This window comes from Lysinibacillus sp. Y5S-8, from assembly GCF_036894365.1.
GTDB classification, from domain to species: domain Bacteria; phylum Bacillota; class Bacilli; order Bacillales_A; family Planococcaceae; genus Lysinibacillus; species Lysinibacillus fusiformis_D.
This window is the reverse complement of sequence record NZ_CP145889.1, coordinates 2,657,346-2,681,582: the sequence shown is the minus strand read 5'-3', so window position 1 is coordinate 2,681,582 and position 24,237 is coordinate 2,657,346. Positions and strand designations below refer to the sequence as shown.

The 24,237-nt window shown below is 36.0% G+C and carries 18 protein-coding genes; 13 read left to right on the top strand and 5 right to left on the bottom strand.

Translation table 11 applies throughout. From position 1 onward, the window contains the following. Positions 1 to 7: 7 nt before the first annotated feature. Both fdhD and moaA read left to right on the top strand, forming a co-directional pair. Positions 8 to 826, top strand: coding sequence for a formate dehydrogenase accessory sulfurtransferase FdhD (fdhD, locus tag V6670_RS13025; RefSeq protein WP_338651358.1), 819 nt, complete (start codon positions 8 to 10; stop codon positions 824 to 826). After that, positions 827 to 1,843 carry a GTP 3',8-cyclase MoaA gene (moaA, locus tag V6670_RS13020; RefSeq protein WP_338651357.1) on the top strand — a complete coding sequence of 339 codons (1,017 nt, stop codon included), beginning with the start codon at positions 827 to 829 and terminating at the stop codon, positions 1,841 to 1,843. 49 nt (positions 1,844 to 1,892) lie between these two features. Here the strand turns inward: moaA and moaC are convergent, their stop codons facing one another. From moaC to V6670_RS13005, 3 genes are read right to left on the bottom strand one after another with little or no spacing between them, the layout of a single operon-like run. After that, positions 1,893 to 2,375, bottom strand: coding sequence for a cyclic pyranopterin monophosphate synthase MoaC (gene moaC, locus V6670_RS13015; protein ID WP_036120641.1), 483 nt, complete (start codon positions 2,373 to 2,375; stop codon positions 1,893 to 1,895). After that, positions 2,368 to 2,958, bottom strand: a complete 591-nt coding sequence (locus tag V6670_RS13010) for a molybdenum cofactor guanylyltransferase (protein ID WP_338651356.1) — start codon at positions 2,956 to 2,958, stop codon at positions 2,368 to 2,370. The genes moaC and V6670_RS13010 overlap by 8 nt, the downstream gene beginning before the upstream one ends. Then, complete coding sequence (locus V6670_RS13005) at positions 2,955 to 3,449, bottom strand: MogA/MoaB family molybdenum cofactor biosynthesis protein (RefSeq protein WP_338651355.1); 495 nt, start codon at positions 3,447 to 3,449, stop codon at positions 2,955 to 2,957. Before V6670_RS13005 ends, V6670_RS13010 begins: the two co-directional genes overlap by 4 nt. Before the next feature lie 108 nt (positions 3,450 to 3,557). On the opposite strand from V6670_RS13005, the gene V6670_RS13000 reads away from it, so the two are divergent. The 5 genes from V6670_RS13000 to moaD are packed head-to-tail and all read left to right on the top strand — an operon-like array spanning position 3,558 to position 7,067. Next, positions 3,558 to 4,574 (top strand): thiazole biosynthesis adenylyltransferase ThiF, encoded by a 1,017-nt coding sequence (locus tag V6670_RS13000; RefSeq protein ID WP_338651354.1) that lies wholly within the window; start codon positions 3,558 to 3,560, stop codon positions 4,572 to 4,574. Between the two features lie 16 nt (positions 4,575 to 4,590). Next, positions 4,591 to 5,877, top strand: coding sequence for a gephyrin-like molybdotransferase Glp (gene glp, locus V6670_RS12995; RefSeq protein ID WP_338654625.1), 1,287 nt, complete (start codon positions 4,591 to 4,593; stop codon positions 5,875 to 5,877). Further along, complete coding sequence (gene mobB / locus V6670_RS12990) at positions 5,847 to 6,365, top strand: molybdopterin-guanine dinucleotide biosynthesis protein B (RefSeq protein WP_338651353.1); 519 nt, start codon at positions 5,847 to 5,849, stop codon at positions 6,363 to 6,365. The genes glp and mobB overlap by 31 nt, the downstream gene beginning before the upstream one ends. Further along, positions 6,362 to 6,841: a molybdenum cofactor biosynthesis protein MoaE gene (locus V6670_RS12985; RefSeq protein ID WP_141903734.1), complete on the top strand. Its 480-nt coding sequence runs from the start codon at positions 6,362 to 6,364 to the stop codon at positions 6,839 to 6,841. The genes mobB and V6670_RS12985 overlap by 4 nt, the downstream gene beginning before the upstream one ends. Further along, positions 6,834 to 7,067, top strand: a complete 234-nt coding sequence (gene moaD / locus V6670_RS12980; RefSeq protein ID WP_141903735.1) for a molybdopterin converting factor subunit 1 — start codon at positions 6,834 to 6,836, stop codon at positions 7,065 to 7,067. Before V6670_RS12985 ends, moaD begins: the two co-directional genes overlap by 8 nt. 36 nt (positions 7,068 to 7,103) lie before the next feature. On the opposite strand, the gene modB is transcribed toward moaD, so the two are convergent. Together modB and modA are read right to left on the bottom strand one after the other, a co-directional pair. Continuing rightward, positions 7,104 to 7,760 carry a molybdate ABC transporter permease subunit gene (gene modB / locus V6670_RS12975; protein ID WP_338651352.1) on the bottom strand — a complete coding sequence of 219 codons (657 nt, stop codon included), beginning with the start codon at positions 7,758 to 7,760 and terminating at the stop codon, positions 7,104 to 7,106. Positions 7,761 to 7,763: 3 nt separating this feature from the next. After that, positions 7,764 to 8,549: a molybdate ABC transporter substrate-binding protein gene (gene modA, locus V6670_RS12970; protein WP_338651351.1), complete on the bottom strand. Its 786-nt coding sequence runs from the start codon at positions 8,547 to 8,549 to the stop codon at positions 7,764 to 7,766. 162 nt (positions 8,550 to 8,711) lie between these two features. Here modA and V6670_RS12965 point away from each other — a divergent pair, with 162 nt between their 5' ends. The 6 genes from V6670_RS12965 to V6670_RS12940 all read left to right on the top strand — a co-directional run bounded on the left by V6670_RS12965 (position 8,712) and on the right by V6670_RS12940 (position 24,205). Further along, a complete protein-coding gene (locus tag V6670_RS12965; protein ID WP_338651350.1) occupies positions 8,712 to 9,632 on the top strand; it encodes a helix-turn-helix transcriptional regulator in 921 nt (306 codons plus the stop codon). A 251-nt stretch (positions 9,633 to 9,883) separates the two neighbouring features. After that, entirely contained in the window at positions 9,884 to 10,462 is a 579-nt protein-coding gene (locus tag V6670_RS12960; RefSeq protein ID WP_036120593.1) for a TRIC cation channel family protein, read from the top strand. Between the two features lie 488 nt (positions 10,463 to 10,950). After that, positions 10,951 to 11,673 carry a 4'-phosphopantetheinyl transferase superfamily protein gene (locus V6670_RS12955; protein WP_338651349.1) on the top strand — a complete coding sequence of 241 codons (723 nt, stop codon included), beginning with the start codon at positions 10,951 to 10,953 and terminating at the stop codon, positions 11,671 to 11,673. After that, positions 11,666 to 19,069 carry a condensation domain-containing protein gene (locus tag V6670_RS12950; RefSeq protein WP_338651348.1) on the top strand — a complete coding sequence of 2,468 codons (7,404 nt, stop codon included), beginning with the start codon at positions 11,666 to 11,668 and terminating at the stop codon, positions 19,067 to 19,069. The genes V6670_RS12955 and V6670_RS12950 overlap by 8 nt, the downstream gene beginning before the upstream one ends. After that, on the top strand, positions 19,066 to 20,379 hold the full coding sequence (locus V6670_RS12945) for an MFS transporter (RefSeq protein ID WP_338651347.1): 1,314 nt from the start codon (positions 19,066 to 19,068) through the stop codon (positions 20,377 to 20,379). The genes V6670_RS12950 and V6670_RS12945 overlap by 4 nt, the downstream gene beginning before the upstream one ends. Next, the gene (locus tag V6670_RS12940; protein ID WP_338651346.1) at positions 20,357 to 24,205 is read left to right on the top strand and encodes a beta-ketoacyl synthase N-terminal-like domain-containing protein; all 3,849 of its coding nucleotides are present in this window, start codon (positions 20,357 to 20,359) and stop codon (positions 24,203 to 24,205) included. Before V6670_RS12945 ends, V6670_RS12940 begins: the two co-directional genes overlap by 23 nt. Positions 24,206 to 24,237 lie beyond the last annotated feature (32 nt).

The window sequence follows — 24,237 nt, the reverse complement described above, 5'->3', positions numbered from 1 at the left end:
ATGCCTTATGGAGCGAGCAATAACAAGGAAAATTGTGCGAGTTGAAGGACAGCAAGTGAAAGAAGTGGATGATTTAATCGTCTCAGAATACGCGGTGACCGTAAAAATTAATCAGCAAGAATTTGTCACGATGGTATGTACACCAGAGTATGTAGAAGATATGGTTATCGGCTATTTAGCATCTGAACGAGTGATTCGTAGCTTTGAGGATATTGAGGAAATTTGGCATCAAGAAAAAGAAGGCTTTGTGCATATTAAAACAAAGCATGTCAATCCTTATTACCAGCAGACGCAAAACAAACGCTATATTACCTCTTGCTGTGGGATGAGTCGACAAGGATTTGTTTTTACGAATGATGCATTAGCAGCAAAAAAAATGGAAGACGTTCAGGTGCAAATGTCGACTGAGGATTGCTTCCGTTTAATGCATGCGATGCAGGATGGTGCCGACATTTTTAAGAAAACGGGTGGTGTGCATAATGCTGCACTATGTGATGTCAATGGCATTGTGTTAAGTCGCATGGATATTGGACGCCATAATGCTTTAGATAAAATTTACGGCTATTGCTTACGCAACAACATCCGTATGCAAGATAAAATAATTGTTTTTAGCGGACGAATATCGTCGGAGATTTTACTCAAAGTCTCCAAAATAGGCTGTGCCATTGTGCTGTCTAAATCAGCTCCAACTGAATTAGCCTTGCAATTGGCTGAGCAGCTTGGCATTACGACGGTAGGCTTTATCCGACAGCATTCATTGAATATTTATACACATCCACACCGCATCCTATTACCAGCTCAGAATGCACTGAAAGAAGGAGATTAAATGACGAATCTACAAGACCAATTACACAGACCGTTAAGAGATTTAAGAATATCCGTAACAGATCGCTGTAATTTTCGTTGCCGCTATTGTATGCCAGCTGAGGTATTTGGTCCAGATTATGCATTTTTACCGTCTGATAAAATATTAAATTTTGATGAGATAGAACGATTAGTAAAAATCTTTGTTTCATTAGGCGTGAAAAAGGTGCGAATTACGGGTGGCGAGCCATTGCTACGTCGTGATTTGCCCGAATTAATTACCCGTATTCATCGTATAGAGGGTGTAGAAGATATTGCTTTAACAACCAATGGCTCTTTATTAAAAAAATATGCACAGCCATTGGCACAAGCAGGCTTATCTCGAGTCTCAGTTAGTCTAGATTCACTTGATGAAGAACGTTTTTTCGAGATGAATGGTCATCGAGGCAAGGTATTGCCGGTGTTAGAGGGAATTGAAAAGGCAGCAGAAGTGGGTTTACAAGTAAAAATTAATATGGTTGTTCAAAAAGGCAAGAATGACCAAGACATTGTTACAATGGCTCAATTTTTTAAAGAAAAACATCATATTTTACGCTTTATTGAATATATGGATGTAGGGAATTCGAACGGTTGGCGTTTAGATGATGTGGTGTCCAAAAAAGACATCATTGAGCATATCCATCAGTTTTCTCCATTACAGCCAGTGGCTCCAAATTACAGGGGGGAAGTGGCAACGCGCTTTCAATATCAAGATGCCCAAGGTGAGATTGGTGTGATTTCGTCTGTGACAGATTCTTTCTGCTCCAATTGCTCCCGTGCTCGTCTCTCAGCAGAAGGATCATTATACACTTGTTTATTTGCAACTGAAGGCACTGATTTAAGAGAGCTGTTACGATCAGGGCAAGATGATGCAGCCATCATCAAATGTATTACGAACGTTTGGGAAACAAGAAATGATCGTTATTCAGATGAACGCAATGAACAAACAATGGCAAAAAGGAAAAATTCAAAAATTGAAATGTCTCACATTGGGGGGTAGCGTGTAAAAAAACAGAAAAAATCGGCAAAACGATGCCGAATTTTTCTGTTTATTTATGCACAAAGGTGCCACTTTTTCCACCTGTTTTTTCAACAAGATAGGTTTCTTTAATGACCATTGTTTTATCAACGGCTTTGCACATATCATAAAAAGTTAAGGCAGCAATGGACACAGCAGTAAGAGCTTCCATTTCAACACCAGTTTTTCCACTACATTTGACAGTGGCTTGAATATGGAGCTCATAGCCATTCTCCGCTTTTTCATAGTCAAACTGGAAATCTGTGCCCTGTAGCATGATAGGGTGGCACATAGGAATGATATCGGCCGTTTTTTTAGCACCCATAATCCCTGCAATTTGAGCAACTTGCGTCGGATCACCTTTTTTAATGCCACCTTGTTGGATGGCTTCATAGACCGCATCCGATAAAATAATCGTACTGCGAGCAATAGCTGTACGTGTCGTGATTTCTTTTGCGGATATATCGACCATTTTAGGACGACCTTCTTCGTTCCAATGTGTAAAATTATTCATCGTTAAACTCCTTTTTAGTCGTTTGTGACCAATCTTGTTGTGCGTTGATATTGACAAATGTTGTGCTATTGTCATCAAAAGGAACGTAGCAAACACGAATTTGCTCTAACAGCACTTTCATACTTCGCTTGTTTTGTTCCGTTAATTGCTTTGCCATTGGTAAAGCTGTACGTCGATATAATGCTGCCAATGGTTGATCCCGTAGCGCTTGCGTAGGAACAATAGCATCATAGGCGTCATCAATCAGCCCTACCATTTTTTTGATAAAATTGGCATTCATATAAGGCATATCGCTCGCTACGATAAAAAACCATTCCACATCAGGGTAGGCTGTCATGATAGAATGCAAAGCAAAAAGTGGGCCTTGATGTGGCTGTTTTTCGATGATCCATTGGACGTTTTCCTGTCCAAATTGATGTTGTAAGTGCGCGTTCGTAGCAATAATGATAGGATCTAGCCGATTTTTTTGCAAGGCTGTGAGACTATGTTTATATAAAGGCTGCCCAGCAAACAGCTCAAACATTTTAGGCTGACCATAGCGAGAGGATTGACCACCAGCTAATACAACTCCAGCAATTTTCATAGGCGATTCAACTCACCGACAAAATGTTGGACAGTAGGAAGAATGAGCTTCGTCATAGCCAATGTCACCGCATTTGTAGAACCTGGTAAAACATAAATGGCGGTTTGCTGACAGCTCCCAGCAGTGGCTCGACTAAACATTGCTTTTGGGCCAATTTCTTCATAGCTGAGAGTTCGAAATAATTCACCAAACCCCATCATTTCTTTTTCAAAAAGAGGCAGAATGGTGTCGTAGGTTTGGTCTCTTGGTGTAAATCCTGTTCCACCTGTGACGATAATGGTATTGATTGTGTGATCACTGCACCATTTCTTGATATGATTGGCAATATCCAGTGGTTCATCCTTTGTTAGCTGGTAGTCTACTACTTCAAATGTAGCTTCTTGAAGTAAGGATTGAATGCGCTGACCAGCATGATCATCAGCTTTAGTGCGTGTATCACTGACCGTTAAAACAGCAACTTGGATTAGTTGCTGGTGATGTGTGGGATGCACAGTAAAAGACCTCCTTCAAACGTATTTTGCTGAAAAACATTGCTTTTATTATAATGCTATAAATGAAAAGGTCAAACGAAAATTCAAAGAAAGAAAGGCCTCATACTTATGCAAAATAGATATTCTAGACAACAATTATTTCATCCCATCGGACAAACAGGGCAGCAGTCCATTCAACAAAAACACGTCCTAATCATTGGTGTAGGTGCATTAGGGAGTGCTAGCGCAGAAGCACTTGTGCGCGCTGGTATTGGCAAGCTGACCCTCATTGATCGTGATTACGTAGAGTGGAGTAATTTACAAAGACAGCAATTATATACAGAGCTAGATGCACAAGAAAAAATGCCAAAAGTCATCGCAGCTAAAACAAGACTTCACACTATCAACTCAGAGATAGAAATCAATACTGCCATTATGGATGCTTGTACAGAGTCCTTGCTGCCATTGTTAGAAGATGTCGATGTGATGGTCGATGCAACCGATAATTTTGATGTCCGTTTTGTCATGAATGACCTTGCACAAAAGTATCGTATTCCTTGGGTATATGGCTCTTGTGTTGGAAGTTATGGTGCGACCTACACGATTGTGCCAGGCAAAACACCTTGTTTGCATTGCTTATTAAACGTGATGCCACATACAGGGATGACTTGTGATACGGTAGGTATTATTAGCCCAACAGTTCAAATCGTTGCAGCTTATCAAGTGGCAGAGGTTTTAAAATTGCTCGTTGGTGATGAGAAAGCCTTGCGAAAAAGCTATTTAACGTTTGATGTTTGGCAAAATCAACACTATGAAATCAATGTGGAAAAAATACGGCAAGCTGATTGTCCATCTTGTGGCAATCAACCAACATACCCTTATTTATCCTATGAAAATCAAACTAAATTACAGATACTTTGTGGACGAGACGCAGTACAAATACGCCCTCCGAAGCCAGTTCACTATTCGTTCGAGCAGTTGGCAAATCAGCTTCGTCCCTATGGTGAAATTCAGGTAAATCCTTATTTGCTTTCTTGCCAAGCTGACGATTACCGAATTGTGATTTTCCAGGATGGGCGCGTAGTGATACATGGTATACAAAATATAGAAAAAGCGAAAAGCATTTATTATCGTTTATTAGGATAAAGGAGTGTACCAAATGATAGAAAAAAGACAACCAATCCCTGTGGCAGAAGCGGTTCATCGTGTAATGGACTATGCCTTCCCAGCAAAAAAGGAGCTTGTACCATTAACACAGGCCCATGGACGTTTTATAGCAGAAGCTGTTCGAGCTGATCATGATGTGCCCGCATTTGATCGTTCTCCTTATGATGGTTATGCTATTCGCTCCATTGATAGTAAAGAAGCCTCCTCAGAACATCCAGTCCGCTTTCAGGTTGTGGGGGAAATTGGCGCAGGCTATGTCTATGACGAAGTAGTTGGTGATCGACAAGCTGTCCGCATTATGACAGGTGCGCCAATCCCACAAGGGTGTGATGCAGTAGTCATGTTAGAATTAACCCATACTTTCGAAGAAAATCAACAAATGTATATGTCGATTAAACGGACCTTTGAAGCGGGAACCAATATTTCGTATAAAGGGGAAGATGTGCAGCAAGGCGCTGTTCTCATTGAAAAAGGTCAATATATTAATCCAGGGGTGATGGCTTTACTCGCTACTTTTGGTTATGAACAAGTACCTGTTTTTCGTAAAACAGTCATTGGTGTGATTGCTACTGGTAGCGAATTACTAGATCCCGGTGAACCTTTACAGCCAGGCAAAATTCGCAATAGTAATGCGTATATGATGATGGCTCAAATTGAGCGCGCTGGAGCAGAAGTTAAATATTTTGGCAAGTTTAGCGATAATCTTGAATTATGTATTGAGAATGTTGAAAAAGCTTTACAGGAAGTTGATATGTTAATTACAACGGGTGGCGTTTCCGTAGGGGATTACGATTACTTACCAGCCATTTACGAAGCGATAAATGCAAAGGTATTGTTTAACAAGGTGGCAATGCGCCCAGGTAGTGTAACTACAGTAGCTGCTCGAGAGGGACAATTATTATTTGGACTTTCTGGAAATCCTTCAGCTTGCTATGTTGGCTTTGAGCTTTTTGTACGTCCGATTATTCGCACTGCCTACAGTAATTCACAGCCCCATCTACGTAGAGAGCAAGCTATTTTAGGTAAGGATTTCACAAAGGCTAATCCATTTACACGCTTTGTAAGAGCACATGCCTATTATGAAAAAGGTCAGTTAGTGGCTGTGCCATCTGGTTTTGATAAGTCGAGTGCAGTTTCCTCTTTAGCATCAGCTAATGCGTTCATCGTCTTACCGGGAGGCTCGCGTGGCTATGAAAAAGGCATGTCAGTAACGGTCTTATTGTTAGAAGATTTGCAAGGAAGTGAGTGGCCTTGGGACAACATCGAAAAATCTTACAGATAGTTGGCTATCAAAATAGTGGCAAGACGACATTAATGGAGCAATTGATTAGGAGAGCGACAACGGAAGGGTTACGAGTAGGAACCATCAAGCATCATGGTCACGGTGGTGTGCCGATGATAGAAGCCTCGAAGGATAGTAGTCGACATGAGCTGGCAGGTGCGAGTGTCACAGCAGTGGAGGGGGAGGGTACTTTACGTATGAGTATTCAGCAAAATAGCTGGCAGCTGTCTGAAATACTTGCGCTTTATGCGTCCCTTCCAATGGATATCATTCTGGTTGAAGGGTATAAAAATGAACATTATCCGAAGGTTGTGCTCGTACGAACTGCACAGGATCAAGCTTTACTACAGCAAGTATCTCAGATCATTTGTGTGCTCTATTGGCCAAGTTATCCACTGGATTCCTCACTCACTGTCCCAGCCTTTTCGATACATGAAAAAGCACAGTATATGGAGTTTTTATGGAAGGAAATGAGGAGAGAATCATGACGACAGCGTTATTTGAAATTATCAATAAACCCATTGATGTAGAGGAAGTTAGACAAAAGGTTCTGAGTCGAAATGCTGGGGCCATTACACTGTTCATTGGCACCGTACGTGAAATCACAAATGGTAAAAAAACATTGCACTTGGAATATCAAGCTTATCCTGCGATGGCGATTAAAATGTTTGAACAAATTGCGCAGGAAATACAAGAGCAGTGGCCAGAAGCGAAAGTGGCCATTACTCATCGTGTAGGTCATTTAGATATTGCTGATATTGCTGTAGTCATTGCCGTATCATCACCACATCGTAAAGTCGCTTACATGGCGAATGAGTATGCGATTGACCGTATTAAGCAAATTGTGCCAATATGGAAAAAAGAGCATTGGGAGGACGGTACGGAATGGATTGGCGATCAATTAGAAAATGTCCCCTATCCGCAAGGGGAACCAGGCATTCAGAAGGAGGAAAATTGTGATTAATATCTTATTATTTGCTCACTTGCAGGAAGCAGTTGGTGCGCCTAAGCTAACTGTAGAGCTGTCAGATGTGACAGTGGCTGAATTGAAAGAGTGGATGGAACAGCACTATCCACAGCTATCATTACAACAAATGATGACAGCGATTAATGAGGAATTTGCAACGGATACAACGATCATTAAGTCTGGTGACACAATCGCTTTTATTCCACCCATCAGTGGGGGATGAGAAAAAGAGGTAGTTGGATTGAACCAACTACCTCTTTTATACTTTTAGAAGATGAATGCTAAGTAGCAAAAGGAAGGAAATAGCTATCATGCACAAAACCCATGTCCAGGCAAGGGTCATGTTACCCGCATCAATCGCCATATAAATAGCGAGCGGTGTTGTTTGTGTTTTCCCTGGAATATTCCCCGCAAACATTAAGGTAGCCCCAAATTCACCTAAAGCTCGAGTGAAGCTTAAAATCCCGCCAGACACGAGTGCCTTTAATGCAAGAGGAATTGATACAAAAAGAAAGACCTGTCGTTCATTAGCCCCATCCACACGTGCCGCATGTTCAATATCGCGATCAACAGAGGCAAAGCCTGTTTTAGCCGATTGATACATTAATGGAAAGGCAACAATGGTAGAAGCAATAACCGCCGCCCACCATGTGAACATGACGGGCTGATCGAATAGCCAAATAATAAAATTTCCTAATAGACTATTTTTCCCGAAAATGACGATGAGCAGGAAGCCTACTACAGTAGGAGGTAATACTAAGGGTAACAATAATACGGTTTCTAGTACTAGCTTGCCTTTAAAATGGTGGGTTGCCATCCATTTGCCCATGAAAATACCTGCTATGATCGCGATAATGCCTGCGACAAAGGCAATCTCAATGGAAAGTCTAGGTGGAGACCAGAAATCGGTACTCATTTTTTATTGAGCTCCTTTAAACCCATACTTTTTAAAGACATTCATAGCCTCATCACTTTGTAAAAAGTGATAAAAATCTTCTGCTTCTTGCGCATGCTTACTCGCTTTTAGCACACCTACAGGATAAATAATTGGTGCGTGTGTAGCATCATCTGCAGTTGCAATGACATCGACTTTATCAGATACTAGGGCATCCGTTTTATAGACGATTCCTGCATCCACATTTTCTGTTTCTGTGTACGTAAGTACTTGACGTACGTCTTTTGTATACACCACTTTAGATTCAAGTGAATCCCAAAGTTGCATATGCTTTAATGTGTCCACACCATACTGTCCAGCAGGAACCGTTTCAGGTGTACCGAGCGCGATTTTTCCTGCTTGTTGTAAATCTTCGAAGGATTGGATTTGTTTTTCATTGTCTTTTGGAACGATTAAGACTAATTCATTCGCTAAAAGATCCGTTCCTTGCTTTTGATCGATCATTTCTTTCTCTACAAGTGCATCGAATTTATCTTCCGCTGCTGAAAAGAAAAGATCTGCAGGAGCACCCTGTAAAATTTGCTGTTGCAATGCACCTGAACCACCAAAGTTATAGAGGATTTTAATCGTATCGTGCTCTTTTTCATAAGTTGTTTTAAGCTCTTCTAAGGCATCCTGTAAACTTGCTGCCGCAGAAATCGTTAATTCAACGGGTTCGTTTGCTGCCACCTCTTTTTCTTGGTTACCACAGCCTACTAATAGACCAACTAGTAATAATAGTGTCGCAAATAAACTATAAAATTTTTTCACTATGATTGTACTCCTTTTATAACTCGTTATAACAAGACATAACTAATTATAATCAGTTATAAGTAAAAAAGAAAGATAGTATTGGAAGAAAATTTCAAGATGTTCATCAAGCTATAAATGCGTTACCATGTAAAGAGAGGTTTATAGGAGGAGAATGTTTATATGTCACAAGATCAATCCTATACGATTGAAGAGGTTGCACAATTATTAAAGGTTTCAAAATTAACTATTTATGATTTGGTGAAAAAGGGAGATTTGCCAGTTTTCCGTGTGGGGCGGCAAATGCGAGTAGATCGTGCAGACTTGCAAGCCTATATACAAAAACGTAAAACAGGTACCACTCCAGTTATGTCCCCTGTAGCTACTTCACCTAAAAATCAGTCGAAAATTATTATTAGTGGGCAAGATTTAGTGTTGGATATAGTTGCAAAATATCTTGAGAAAAGACAAACAATGAAAGTATTACGTTCACATGAAGGTAGTTTTAATGGTGTCATGGCGATGTATCATGGTGACTGTGATATTGCGAGTTTACATATGTTTGATGGAGATACAGGAGATTACAATACGCCTTATGTAAAAAAAATCTTTGTGAGTCATGCCTTTGTCCTCATCAATGTTGTATCACGTAGAGCAGGTTTTTATGTTCAAAAAGGGAATCCATTGCAAATCCACACATTTGAAGATTTTAAAACAAAGTCATTTACATTCATTAATCGTGAGAAAGGCTCAGGTGCTCGCACTCTACTAGATGAGCAATTGCGTATTCATGAAATCGCACCATCCATGATTAAAGGGTATACCCATGAAGAAATGAGCCACCTCGACGTTGCCTCTGCTGTAGCAAATGGATATGCAGATGTTGGAATTGGGATTGAAAAAATCGCCAAGCTCATCCCTGTCGATTTTATACCCGCTGTCAGAGAGCGTTACGACATTGTGTTATTAAAAACGCCTGAAAATCAACAACTAATTGAGGCGGTGAAGGATATTTTAAACGCACCAGATTTCCAAGCTGAAGTGGCTGCATTAGGTGATTATGACATTTCCCAAATGGGCCAAATTATGTATGAAACACTGTAATCAAAATTTTATATTGAGTTTAACAACGAAATCAATTATAATTTCACTGGGAAATTTTATGGTCGTTGTGTCATAGCAATATTGCATAGCTTCTATGGAATTTTGAATGTATATATGGTGAGATGGATAAATTAGTAGGTAAAACTGCTAGAATATTAGCCCATCATAAAATAGCTTGCGTAGTAACCACGCAACTATTTTATGGTGGGCTTTTTTATGTGTGTAGGTATAAAAAAGAGGAGTTGAATCATGTGACCTGGTCAGTATTACATGTCATTGGTATTATTGCTTATGCGATAAGTGGCGCATTTGTTGCGTTACAAGCCAAATATTCTTTTATTGGTATATTTGTGCTTGGACTTACTACATCTTATGGAGGTTCCATTATTCGCAACGTCGTACTGGATATACCAGTATCAGATATATGGGAGCGGCAATCCTTATTAGTTGTTTTAGTAACGCTGACGACTATTTTATTTGTCAAAAGGAATTGGATTCATCACTGGAACCGCTGGGGCTATTTCTTTGATTCGATTGGTCTTGCTTCCTTTGCAATACAAGGAGGATTGTTAGCGCAAAGCCTCCATCATGATCTAGGTATTATTATTCTAGCTTCTATGTTTACTGGTGTTGGCGGTGGCATGATCCGAGATTTGTTAGCGGGTAGAACGCCGCTCGCACTAAGAGAAGAAATCCATGCTGTCTTAACATTTTTGTGTGGGCTTTGCATCTGGGCAGGGTGGAGCAGCCCACTTCAATTGTCAGTCATTGTTATTTTGATTGTGATCATCCGTATGTTATCTGTGAATAATAAATTGAAGCTTCCTTGAAAATTGTTGGACTTGTCCAAGTTTTTAGCAGGACACTGGAAGTAGGTGATTGAAGGAACGTTTTAAGTTGTTCAATTTAGTATGTTGTTTTTCTTTATGAAGGATATTCTTCTGCTAATTTGTATTGGTAATTAATCTGAGTGATTGAATGTGTTGGGTATAGAAAACTTCCTAATAAACATACATATCAGCATAGTATAATTTTGTTTTAAAAGGACTTCCATAGGGAAGAATCCTTTTTTTTTGTGATTTTTAGTAGTTTTAACAAGACTCTATGTAAATATTCATAGACTAAGAATAACGAATGGTAAATATAACATAATTGGTATTTTTTATAAAATAAGGGAGGTTATTTATTGACTATTTATTCCATGGTGTTTAATATTGTAATTGGAAAATAGATTTATTTTTATAAGTAAATTTCCTATAATGTAATTTTAAGGAATTTTTACTCTGGGGTTATGGAGAACATTTTGGGGGCGTGATATGTGATAGAAATTTGTTTAATTAAAGTACCTGTACATATTTCAAATTATTCTGAACTAATGAATTTTGTATGTACAAAAAAAGCAAGAAGAATAGAAGCTTACTTAAATAAAATAGATGCATATAGATCCTTAATAGCTGAATTGTTGATGAAATATTTATTGATGAAGCATTTAAAATGTCATCCTTCTGAAATAAATATCCAAACGAATACGTATGGAAAGCCATACTGTATCAATGGAGATTATGAATTTAACATTTCTCATTCAGGTGAATGGGTCATATGTGTCATTGGCAATTGTGATGTAGGAATTGATATTGAAGAGATGAAAGCTAATTACGATGATGAAATAATTAAAAATTATTTTTCACGTATAGAATACGCTTCGTACAGTCAAACGCCAACTGAAAGGAAAAAAGAACATTTTTATGATTTATGGACTTTGAAGGAAGCTTTTGTGAAAAATATTGGATTAGGTTTAAGCATTCCTTTAGATTCTTTCTCCATAGAGACTAGTAATAATGAAATTTCAATTGAACAAAATATTAGTCCTTATCCTTATTATTTCAAGCAATATAACTTGATTAATGGTTATAAAATTTCCGTATGCAGTAAAATGAATGAATTTCCATCAGAGCAACAACTAAAGATAAAAGAGTTTTCGGCCTTAGAAAAATATTTTTTGAATAATCTGATAATAGAGGAGGGTAAATATTATGAGTAAATTAATACCTCAAGTTTTAAATCTTCTTAAAAATAAAGAACTAACAAAAAATGCAGCGAAACAAATCATTGAATCAGTGAATGAAATTAAAAGTGAGTCTAAACCGAAAGTAGATAAAAAGATCGCAATTATCGGAATTTCTGCGGAATTACCTGGTGCTAAAAATTTTGATGAATTTTGGAATGTTTTAAGCAATGAACAGGACAAAATAACAGAATTAAGTGATAGTAGGAAATCGTTGTGTGAGGGATTCCTTGTTAATAATATGGAAAAACTTAAAATTTCAAAGGAGAAACCATTTTGGGATGCAGCGTGGCTAGATGAAATTGATAAATTTGATGCTGGATTTTTTAATATTTCAGCTGCTGAAGCAAAAGTGATGGATCCACAACAGCGTAGATTCCTTCAAATTGCATACCAATGTTTTGAAGATGCTGGTTATGCAGGGAGTCGTATAAAAAATTCAAATACAGGTGTTTACATTTCAGCAGCTATGACCAATTACTCTGAAGGATTGGCTGAATTCACACCATTAAGTGTTCCAGGTAATATTCCTGCTTTTACGGCCTCAAGAATTTCTTATATTTTTAATTTAAAAGGACCGTCTTATGTTGTGAATGCTACCTGTGCCTCTTCAATGTTGGCAATTCACGAGGCATGTGTGGGTTTAATGAATAATGATTGTGAAACGGCGTTAGTCGGTGGTGTTAATATTTTTCCTTATCCAATAAATAGTGAAAAACTTTTTATGAATGCTGCGGGTATTATGTCTGAGCAACAAAAGTGTAAGCCATTTGACGACTCAGCAAGTGGGATAGGAAGAGGAGAAGGGGCAGTAGCGCTGTTATTAAAACCTTTAGATCAAGCAATAGAAGATAATGATAATATCCACGCTGTTATAATTGCCTCTAAAGTAAATAATGATGGTACTTCAGCAGGTATTACTGCACCAAATCCTAAAGCACATGCAGATTTATTAGCCGAAACTTGGGATTTAGCTGGCATTAAGCCTGAGCAAATTGACTATATTGAAGCGCATGGCACAGGTACTCATTTAGGTGACCCTATTGAAATAAGAGGCCTTCAAGAAGCAGTTGAACGAAGTAATAATGATAAACAATTTTTGCCAATTGGTTCTGTGAAGGGAAATATTGGCCACTTACTTGATGGAGCTGCAGGTTTATCGGGTGTAATCAAAGCGCTACATGTAATAAAAAAAGGAATAGTTCCACCTACAATAAATTTAGTTGAACCAAATACACACATTGATTTTGTCAATTCTCCAGTTTTTATTCCGACATTACCATTTAACATTAAAAAAAATAAAAAAGAAAATGAACCTATTGTAGCTGGTGTAAGTTGTTTTGGCTTTAATGGTACAAATGTACATTTACTATTAGAGGAAGCTCCAACGAAGACTGAAATCCATAAGAAAGATCATAATGAAAAAGCATATGTTATTCCTTTTTCTGCTAAATCTGAATTATCTTTGCGAGGCACTATTGAACATTTCTCCAATTTAACTGGGGATATGATTAATATAAGTGATTTAGCATATACGATGTGTACAGGTAGGGAGCATCATGAAATAAGAGTAGCCATTATTGCAGAGACAATAGACGATCTAATAGCCGCATGTAAAAATTTAATCAATCTTGATATGGCTAATTGGGAAAAAATTATTGATATGACAACCCATGACGATCACAATATCAAAAAATTGGCAGAAGATTTTATTACAGGTGAAAAATGTAGTTGGCATAAACAATTCCAAGATGAGAAGAATCATAAAATTTCTTTACCTACATACTACTTTGATGAGAAATCTTATTGGTTACAGAGTGAGGCTGGCGTAAAGGCTATAGAGGTAAAAGGAAAAACAAATCTTGAAGAAATCATTCGTTTAGCAGAAATAATCCTAGAAACAGAGAATATTAAGCAGACGGATAGTTTTATATCAGTAGGTGGAAATTCTCTTTCAGGGCTACAATTTATTACTCGTTTGAAAAAACAATTTAAGAGAGAATTTGTATTAGATGATGTATTCCTTACATTTGAACAACTAAGTAAACAATTAAACAATGATCATTCAAAATCAACAGAAGAAATACCTCAAATTAGTGTTGAAAATCATGAATATCCATTATCATACGGTCAAAACAGATTAAGCATTATAGAACAATTAACAGATCAAAAAATGGTTTACAATACTCCGTTTATTTTTAAAGTTAACGGGTTAGTTGACATTGAGAGATTACGCCAAACATTCGATTTACTTTCACAGAGACATGAATCGTTAAGAACAGTTTTTGTAAAGCATGAGAATGGAAATAAACAGAAAATACTGCAAAAACCAAACTATTTATTTGAATACAAAGATTTTAATTTAGAAGATAATGCTGAAGCAAAAGCTATGGATCAAATAAATCGTTGGAAAGAAACTCCGTATGATTTGGAAACGGGACCCCTTTTAAGAGTATTTGTATATAAAACAGGAAAAGATAAAAGTCTGTTTGCTTTAATGATGCACCATATTATAGTAGATGGCTGGTCATTATCGCTATTATCGGATGAACTTTTCACTTTGTACAATAGTAGTAATAATATACATGAAACATTGCCACAAATAGAAAATACGTATGTAGATTTTGCTGCATGGCAACGTGAAAATATAGAAAGTGGTAGATTTAAACAACATGAAGATTACTGGCTTCATACATTAAGCGGAAGTCTTCCGATTACCGAAATCACAGGCGATAAATTAAGACCAAGTACTTTCCGCTATACAGGAAAGCTAAAAAGGTTTGATATTAGTGCTACATTAGCAGATCAATTAAAAACTTTTGCTAATACAAATGAAAGTACATTATACATGGTTTTAGTTTCAAGTGTATTTAAACTTATTAATCAGATGACTGGAGATACGGATATGGTGATCGGGACACCAGTATCTGGAAGATTGAATGAAGAATTAGAGAAAATTATTGGTTTATTCACAAATACTATCCCATTAAGGATTAATTATGAAGAACAGGATGATTTCCTTACATTATTAAGAAATGTCAAGACCATGTTATTGGATAGCTTTAAGCATCAAGAATATCCTTTCGATTTATTAGTGGAGAAATTAGATTTACCTCGAGATACTAGTCGTTCACCTTTATTTAATATAAACGTGGCACTTCAAAATTTTAAATTTAAAAATACGACATCAGCTTTTGACGATGCAGAATTAACACCTATTGTTTCTGAACACAAAACTAGTAAATGGGATCTTGAATTCGAATTCGTTGAATTACCAAGTGGAGAGTTATTCTGCAACCTTGAGTATTATGACGGTGTATATTCATCTAAATTTATTGATTCATTAATTGAAACGTATTTAAAAATACTAGAAATGATTTTACATGAGCATGAATTAAATAACACCGATGTAGAAAATAGTAAAAGTGTTATAAATGGTCAATTTGTCGAAGACGGCAGAAACTTTTTAAATACCATTTTAATGATGGCAGAAAAGAACCCACAAAAAACAGCATTAGAAGATAACGAAGGTTCATTAACATATCAAGAGTTGGTAGATAAAAGTAAATCAATAGCAAGAAAATTATTGAACAGCAACAGTGAAATCAAAAATGTTGTCATTATTTCTGACAATAATAGAACAGCCATTTTAGGTATTTTATCTTGTTTAATGAGTAATGTCACATTTATACCTGTATCACCTAAAAACCCAAAAGCAAGAATTGAATCTATTATCAAACAAAGTCAAGCTAACTTTATTATTTCAGAAAAGAAATTCTATTCATTGTGTAATAGGCTGTTATTTGAAAATGACCATATTCAAACGGTTATGGTGTTAGGAGAAACAGATTTAGATCAGTGTGCTGTTGTTGATTCAAGTGAATTAATGAACGAATCTTTGTGGAACTATTTTGCAGAAGGGCAGAAAACAGAAATAGAGGCTAGTGGTTGGAATAGTAGTTATACAGGTGAAGCTTTCAGTTCCTTAGAAATGCAAGAGTATGCGGAAAATGCAGTAAACAAAATAAGAAAGTATTTACCTCGAGATTCAAATGTATTAGAGCTTGGATGTGGCTCAGGTTTGACAACTTTTGCTCTTGCTCCATATACAAAAACATATACAGCTATGGATTTATCTTCTTCCATTATCGAGAGGAATAAACAGATTGCTCAGAAATCTAACTTTAACAATATTCAATTTGACATTTCGAAGGCTCATGCCTTTAAGAAGTTTGAAACAGCATTAGATGCTGTTGTCATTAATAGTGTTATTCATTGTTTCCCGAGTTATGGCTATTTAAAGGTGGTACTTCAAAAAGCTATTGACTCTTTAAAAGAGGGCGGAATCATCTTCTTGGGAGATTTATTAAATATCGATAAAAAAGATGAATTTGTCTCTTCTTTACAAGCATTTAAAGAAGAAAATATGGATAAGAATACTAAATTAGATTGGGATACAGATTTATTTATTAATGAAGAAATTTTAAAAGAGCTTCTCAGTGATATAGGTGCTGATATACAAATTGAATGTTCTGAGAAGACATACACTGTAAGCAATGAGCTAAATCAATATAGATTTGATGCTGTCATCATTGTTAAAGAGAAGGGCGAAAAGTATAAACAAAGCAGCTCTAAAAATATGCTAAGTGAAGCAATTCATCTAGACGAGCATGTAGAGATTGAGTTAACTTCTTTTGCTAAAACTTCTCCTGCATATATTCTCTTTACATCCGGTAGTACTGGAAAACCAAAAGGTGTAGTTGTTTCAGGTAAAAACCTTAATAATTATTTGAACTGGGCTACTGCATACTATTCACCTACTGGAAGATCGTTAGATATGCCATTTTTCACTTCAATATCTGTCGATTTAACTATTACTTCCATGTTTATTCCATTAATAACGGGTGGAAAAATAATATGCTGTGAAGGAGAAATCGATCAGGCTTTTGAAAGTGTAGCCAAAATAAAAGAAACAATAACGATAAAAGGCACACCTAAACAGATCCAGTATTTAATTGAGGATGAGAGATTTGCACCAAATGTAGAGTGCTTCATCCTAGGGGGAGAAGCTTTAGATATATCATTATGTAAAACGTTGAGAGATCAATTCCCTCATGCTCGTATCATTAATGAATATGGGCCAACTGAAGCTACTGTTGGAACGATTTATCATGAAGTAACAGAAGAAGATTTACACTCAGATTATATCCATGCGCCAATCGGATTACCGATTCATAACACTTCTGTTTACATTTTGAACAATCAGAATCAGCTAGTCCCTTCATATGGTGTTGGTGAAATCGTATTAGGTGGTGAGAGTGTTGCCCTAGGCTATTTGGGAGAGCCTAATTTAACTAGAACTAAGTTTATAGCTAATCATATTAATCATTTACACTCAGGCTATTTATATAAGACAGGGGATTTGGGACAAGTTTTGCCTAACGGTAAAATCGTTTGTTATGGACGTAAAGATAATATGGTTAAAATTCGCGGCCATAGAGTAGAGCTAGAAGAAATCGAAAGATATTTGCGAGAAATCCCAAGTATTAAAGATGCTGTGGTTAAATTATATAAAAATGAATCTGGTGAACAGCTGTGTGCTTACTTAGTCAGTCAACAAGAGATTAATCAAAGAGATATTGAAAAGTACCTTTTACGATATTTACCAGAATCTTTAATTCCTACGTATTATCAAAAAATTGAACAAATTCCAATGGCTAATAGTGGAAAAGTAGATAGACTTTCACTGCCAAGCCCTGAATTATACGACGACAAAATAGTTCAGACAGATGATATTAGTAGTTTGACAGAGGTTGAAAGAGAGTTGCTGTCTATACTAAAAGGGATTTTAAGTGACCGTCAATTTAACATTGATTCTGATTTCTTTAAAATTGGAGGAGACTCCATCAAGGCATTAAAGTTTATCTCAAAGGCAAAGGAAAAAAATATTAATTTGAAAATTGACCATATCTTTAATTGTAGAAGTATTCGAAAAATCGCTATGAACACTACTAAAGAAATGGACATTCAAAAAGAATGGCAGGAATTAAGTTCTAAGGAGATTCCACTTGCTCCAATGCAAAGATGGTTCTTCCAACAAACATTTAAACATGCCCACTATTGGAACTTATTAATGTCAGTAGAATTGCCTGAGAAAGTGGATGTAGCTGCTTTAGAAAAGTCTTTCCAATCAATTATTTCGGTTAATGAGAGCTTGCTGACATGGTTTGATGTGAACGAGAGCAAACCAAAGGCTTTTGTTGAACCAAGCTTAGTAAACACATTTAAGCTAATTGTGAAAGATCTAAAATTAACACCTCCAAGTATGTTAAAAGAAGAAATTGAAAAGATTCAATTCCAATTACAAAATAACTTTAATTTTGGAAAGGTATTACCAATAGGAGCAGTAGTGTTCCTAACATCTAAGAAGCCTATTTTGACATTCTTTATTCATCATCTAGTCGTTGACGGAGTTTCATGGAGGGTTCTATTAGAGGAATTAGAAAATAATTATTTAGCTATTGTAAATGGTGAAGATAAGATCAGCTTCCCTATGACGCAATTTTCGGATTGGATAGGAGAATTGTATAAAAAAGAATTACACACGAATCATTCTTATTGGGAAAATATAGATGTGGAAAATGTACATCCATTATGCATTCAGCCTGTCAGAAAAGATTATTTATTTAAGGATCGATATCACGTAACGAAAACGCTAAGTGAGGAAAGTACACAGCAATTTTTAAATGCTAGAAAACACTCAGAAATTTATAAACCTGATGTTCTTATTGCAGTAACATTTGCTCAAGCTTTTAGTCAAATATTCGGTCAAAAAGATGTGTTATTTAACTTTGAAGGGCATGGACGAGATAGTCGCCAATCAGCATTAGATCTTAGTAGAACAATAGGTTGGTTTACTACGATGTATCCGCTACAGGTGACAATAAATACTGTCGAAGAAATGCTTTACACAGTTGGACAAGCATTGAGCGAAATTGGCAGTGGACTGGACTTTATGATAGCAAGGTGGATTAAAGAAAATAACAATATTACGCATATTCAGCCATCAATATTGGTCAATTATTTAGGGGATTTTGATAACGATATTAGTACTTCCACAAATAGTAAAAATGGAGGGAACGGAGTGCTACAGTACTCCTCAAATCTTCCTCAGGCCCCTGCTATTCATCCTGATAATGAACTCTCTAATATTTTGGAAATAAACATCTTTATTTTGGATGGAAAACTTAATCTAAGCTTAGAGGTAGATACACAAGTGATTAGTAATGAAAAAGCTCAACATCTCTTATCTAAGTTTGAAGAAGCTTTGATTGAATGTAGTGGAAATGCAAAGGAGCCCCAAAGTACATGATAACTTATTTTAGCAAACCAACAAACAGAGGATTTACAATCTTTTTAATGGTTGTAGCTACTCATTTTATATCTTTATTAGGTTCTTCTGTTGCAAGGTTTGGGCTTGGTGTCTGGGCTTACCAAAGTACAGGTCAAGTATCTAGTTTTGCGGTCGTTTTAGTTGCGGGATTTCTACCAGCAATTGTGTTATCGCCTTTTATAGGAATTTGGATAGATAGGAAAGGTCCACGATTATTAATATTACTAGGAGATATTATTGGACTAATTATTTCTTCAATAATTTTCTCCTCCCTTTTACTAGGGAATATAAGTATGGTTCATGTAATTGCTGGTGCTATATCTCTTTCTATAGTTAGCTCTATGCAAACACCAGCATTACAAACATTAGCACCTAACCTAGTGCCAAAGGAAAAGTTATCTAGAGCTAATGGTGTATTTTCCATGGCATCATCGACTAGTGATGTTCTGGGTCCTGTTATTGGTGGTGTAATAATGGGATTTGGAAGTATTATCTATATCATTGGGGCAGAGCTAGTTACTTATTGTATTGCCATTCCTATTCTCTTAATACTTTGGACAAAATTAAGCGTGAAAGAGAACAGTGATAATGAAGATAGCAAAGAAAATAACACCATTTTAGGTGATCTAAAAGATGGTTTCAATTATTTAATCAAGCATAAATCACTTCTTACGTTAGTGTTACTATTTACGGTTTTAAATTTTGCACTAGGGTTCAATCAAGTAGTTGGACAGCCGTATATATTGAGCTTTGGAACTGTTGAACAATTTGGTTTACTAAGCTCTATATATGGGGGAGGGATGGTGTTAGGCGGGGTACTAATGTCATTCATCAAATTGAAGAAACACATCATATGGTTAGTACTAATTTCGAATTTTGGTATTGGTGTTTTTATAACGTTAACAGGGTTATTCAATAATATGCTATTAATTGCCGTTTTTTGGGGTGGTTTAGGGTTATTATTGCCAGTGGTTAATACAGGTACACTAACTTTAATTCAACTCCATACGGAGCCCAATTTATTAGGAAGAGTTTTTTCAATTGCTAGAACATTCGCTTGGATTTCATTGCCCGTCGCTTACATTTTAGGAGGAATACTTGCTGATAAATTAGTTGCCTCAAACGTAAATATTATCCCTTATTTAGGTAGTGGAGAACGAGGAGTGTATGGGACGCTACTCTTACTAGCTGGAGGCTTAATTATATTAACTGTGGCAATTTTCGCTCAACTAAAATACATTAAAGACTTTGATAGGAGAGAAGAAAATGATGTACAGCACAATGTCTAAAAAAATATTAAGTTTAGTAGAAGAAAATAAGTTGGATACAAATTTAGCATTAAATTTACTAGATGAAATGGAAAAAGAAACAAGTGAACCACTCGCAATTGTTGGTATGTCTTTAAGATTTCCTAATGTCTCAAACCTGGATGATCTATGGACAGGTCTCATAAATAAAAAGGATTTTGTGACTGAATTTTCAAAAGAACGTTTTGATTTAATTGTTAATTCTAACCCTAAATTGCATGACATGTATAACCATTTGAAAAATAATTTAACGAATGATCCAAGATCGTATGGCTCATGGCTAACGAACATTGAACAGTTTGATCCTGAACAATTCGGATTGAATGAACATGAAGCTCAATTTATGGGGCCAGCGGAGCGTTTGTTTTTACAGGTTGCATTAGAGTCCTTGTACATGGCAGGATACAAGGAAAATCATCTAAAGGATTCAAATACTGGCGTATTTATAGCGCATACCCCTCATCCTGCATTTGATTATTTAAATTTATTTGAAGAAAAAGATGAGCGGGCTTTTATTTCAAATATACCTGCTAATCTGGGCTATCATTTATCATATGCATTCGATCTTAAAGGTCCAGTTATGACAATTAATACGAGTTGTTCCTCTTCTTTAGCCGCGGTTCATGTTGCTAAAAATGCACTTAAGCAGGGGGATTGTAACTTAGCGGTAGTTGCTGGAGTAAATTTGAATTTATTTCCTTATTGGGAAGAAGAAGCGCCTGATTATGTTGTAAGAAGCACAAAATATAGATGTTCACCATTTGATGAAAGTGCAGATGGGATTATCGGAGGTGAAGGGGTTGCTGCTATTGTTCTAAAGAGATTATCTGATGCTATAAACGACAACAATCACATACATGCTGTCTTAAAGGGTTCAAGTATAAGTAGCGACGGTGCATCAAATGGAATGCAAGTTCCTAATCCTGACGCTCAATCTAAAGCAATCATGGATGCTCTGGATGATGCAAAGTTATCATTTAATGAAATTGACTTTGTCGAGGCACATGGCGCAGGTACTCAAGTAGGTGATTTACTCGAAGTAGAAGGACTTAAAAAGGCATATCTACAAAAATCAAATAAGACTGTTGAATGTCAATTAGGTTCAATTAAGTCGAATTTTGGCCATATGGGTGATGCTGCAGGCATTGCAGGATTAATAAAAGCTGTACTATCCATCGAAAAAAGAACAGTTCCAGGTCTTAATCATTTTGTAGCAGAAAATCCTAAAATAAGCTTCAAAGAAACACCGTTCAAAGTCAGCTCAGAAAATAAAACGTTTGATGAACATAAAATTTTAAGAGCAGGTGTTAATTCAATAGGCATAAGTGGCACGAATGTTCATGTGGTACTAGAGGAATATCGACATCATAAACAGGAGCAAGTAACTGAAAAACTGACACCGTTGTTTATTTCAAGTAAAACTCGTAGGGCGCTTTGGGATCAAATAAAAACATTAGCTAGTCATCTTAAAAATAATGAAAATTACAGTATTCAAGATTTAGCCTATACATTAAATAATAGAAGAAGCCATGAACAGTCTAGAGTATGTATTTTTGCAAGCGATTGTCATGAACTACTTCGAAAAGTCGAAAGATTATTAAATGTAAGAACATTTGAAAAGGTCCCGAAGAATTTTTATACACAAGGCATATTTTTAGCTGATGAACATGAAACACAAGTTGATAGTATTAAAAATCTAGATGAATTTACCGCTTCATCATCAGCAGATAAAGCGCTAATGCAGCGATACTTAGAAGGTAACAATGTTACAGAGGAATGTCGCGAATTATTTAAAGATGGGCAATTACTTCCGTTGCCGGTCAGTATTTTTAATACAAGAAGAATATGGCCATCTAGTAAAGAGGCATTCCAAAATCAGACGAAAGAGCTATTTTTCGAAAAGAAATGGTTATATTATCCTTATGATAATACGACTACTGATGTAGCATTAAAAGCAGGATCAACTTGGCTTTTCTTTGTGAATAAAGATGATGAAAATATAGTTGAGCTAAAGAATAGAATGGCTGCTTTAGGTATAAAAATAATTGAAGTACTTGAATCAGACAAATTTGTAAAATATACAACGGAACAATATGGTATTGACATAAATTCCGAAAAAGATATGTATAAGCTGTTTGAAAATATAGGTGTGGATGAATTAAGGAATTTAAAAGGGATTATCCATTCTTACACATTCAAGCACTTAGATGAAACAATGGAAACAAAAGAAACTATGGAGAAATCCCAAGAAGAAGGTATTTTCTCACTATTCAATATAACAAAGATGTTATTAGAGTTTGAAGTTACACATCCAATTCAATTAAATGTCATGTCGTCATTAACAGAGCAAGTTCAGGACGATGAAAAAATAATTCCTGCTAGGGTAACAACTTTTGGCTTAGCGAAAGTTATCTCACAGGAACAGCCGACTATTTCATCCTATTCGATCGATCATGATTTAGACGGAAGTTCTCAAGACATTGCTACACAATTATTAAAAGAGTTACAACAAGATAAAGATCATCGCCCAGAATTAGTGGCATTTAGAAAATCAAAAAGATACACAAAAGTTATTGAAAGACAAAGCGATGACTTTAATGGCAATGAAATTATAGTAAGAGCGAATGGAAACTATGTTATTGCAGGTGGTACAGGATATTTAGGTGTTCAATTAGGGAAGTTTTTAAGTGAAAAGCAAAATGTCAATATAATTTTATTAGCTAGAAATTTATTACCAGACCGAATGGAATGGGCAAAGATTATTGAGAATAATCAACCAGAAGATGAAATGTTGATTTATAAACTGACGTCAATTTTGGAGATTGAAAGTCGAGGTTCTACAGTTACAATCTTGCAGTGTGATGTGACAGATGAACATGCTGTTAAAGAAACATTTGCGAAAATTAAACAAGATTTTGGTGAAATCAATGGTGCGTTTATGTTAGTCAAACAACTTTACCATCTATGGATAAAAGAATTAACGCTTAGTCAATTCAAAAAAGGTATTCATAACAGAGTAATCGGCACTTATTTAGTGGAAAAAGAATTAAATCCAGAGCCATTAGATTTCTTTATCCTATTTTCTTCAATCTCTTCTTTAATGGGTACAAAATCTGCAAGTGAATGCTGCGCTGTGAATCAATATTTAGACTCAATGGCTGGGTATTTGAATCAAAAAGGAATCAACGGCAAAACGATGAACTTTACGTTAATACTAGACGATAAAAAAGATTTTGGGAGTGATACGGCCATACCTCCAATTGATTTTGTAGATTTCCAAAATTCATTGAACTTATTCTTCACTAAAGGCTATGAATGGAGTCTGATTTCACGTTTTGATTTAGAGCAAGTCCATTATCTTAAACCAGTTATTAAAATTCCATTTGGCGAGCGTTTTTGGAACGAAGTAGAGCGCTTTAATCAGTCAAAAAATAATCAAAACGAAAGTATTTCAACGGAAGAAGTAGTAGTGAAAAGTGAGTTTACACTATCTGAGATTGAAGCGAGTATACGTGAAATTTGGAAAACAGTTTTAGGTATTTCAACGATTAAAGAAATTGATAATTTCTTTAGTTTAGGAGGAAGTTCTTTAAGTGCTTTAAGATTTGTTCATTTATTTAAAAATAAATTCATTGATTTAAAATTTGAAATCTCTGATTTATATAGTAATCCTACATTCCAAGACCAAATTGTATACTGCGATCATTTTTATAATGCCAAAGATGAATTAAGCGATATTCTTGAGGCATTTGAAAGTGATGACATTTCATCAGAAGAGGCACTATCTCTACTATTGAATAAGCATTGAGTTGAAAGAAAAATGACTATTAACATTGGGAG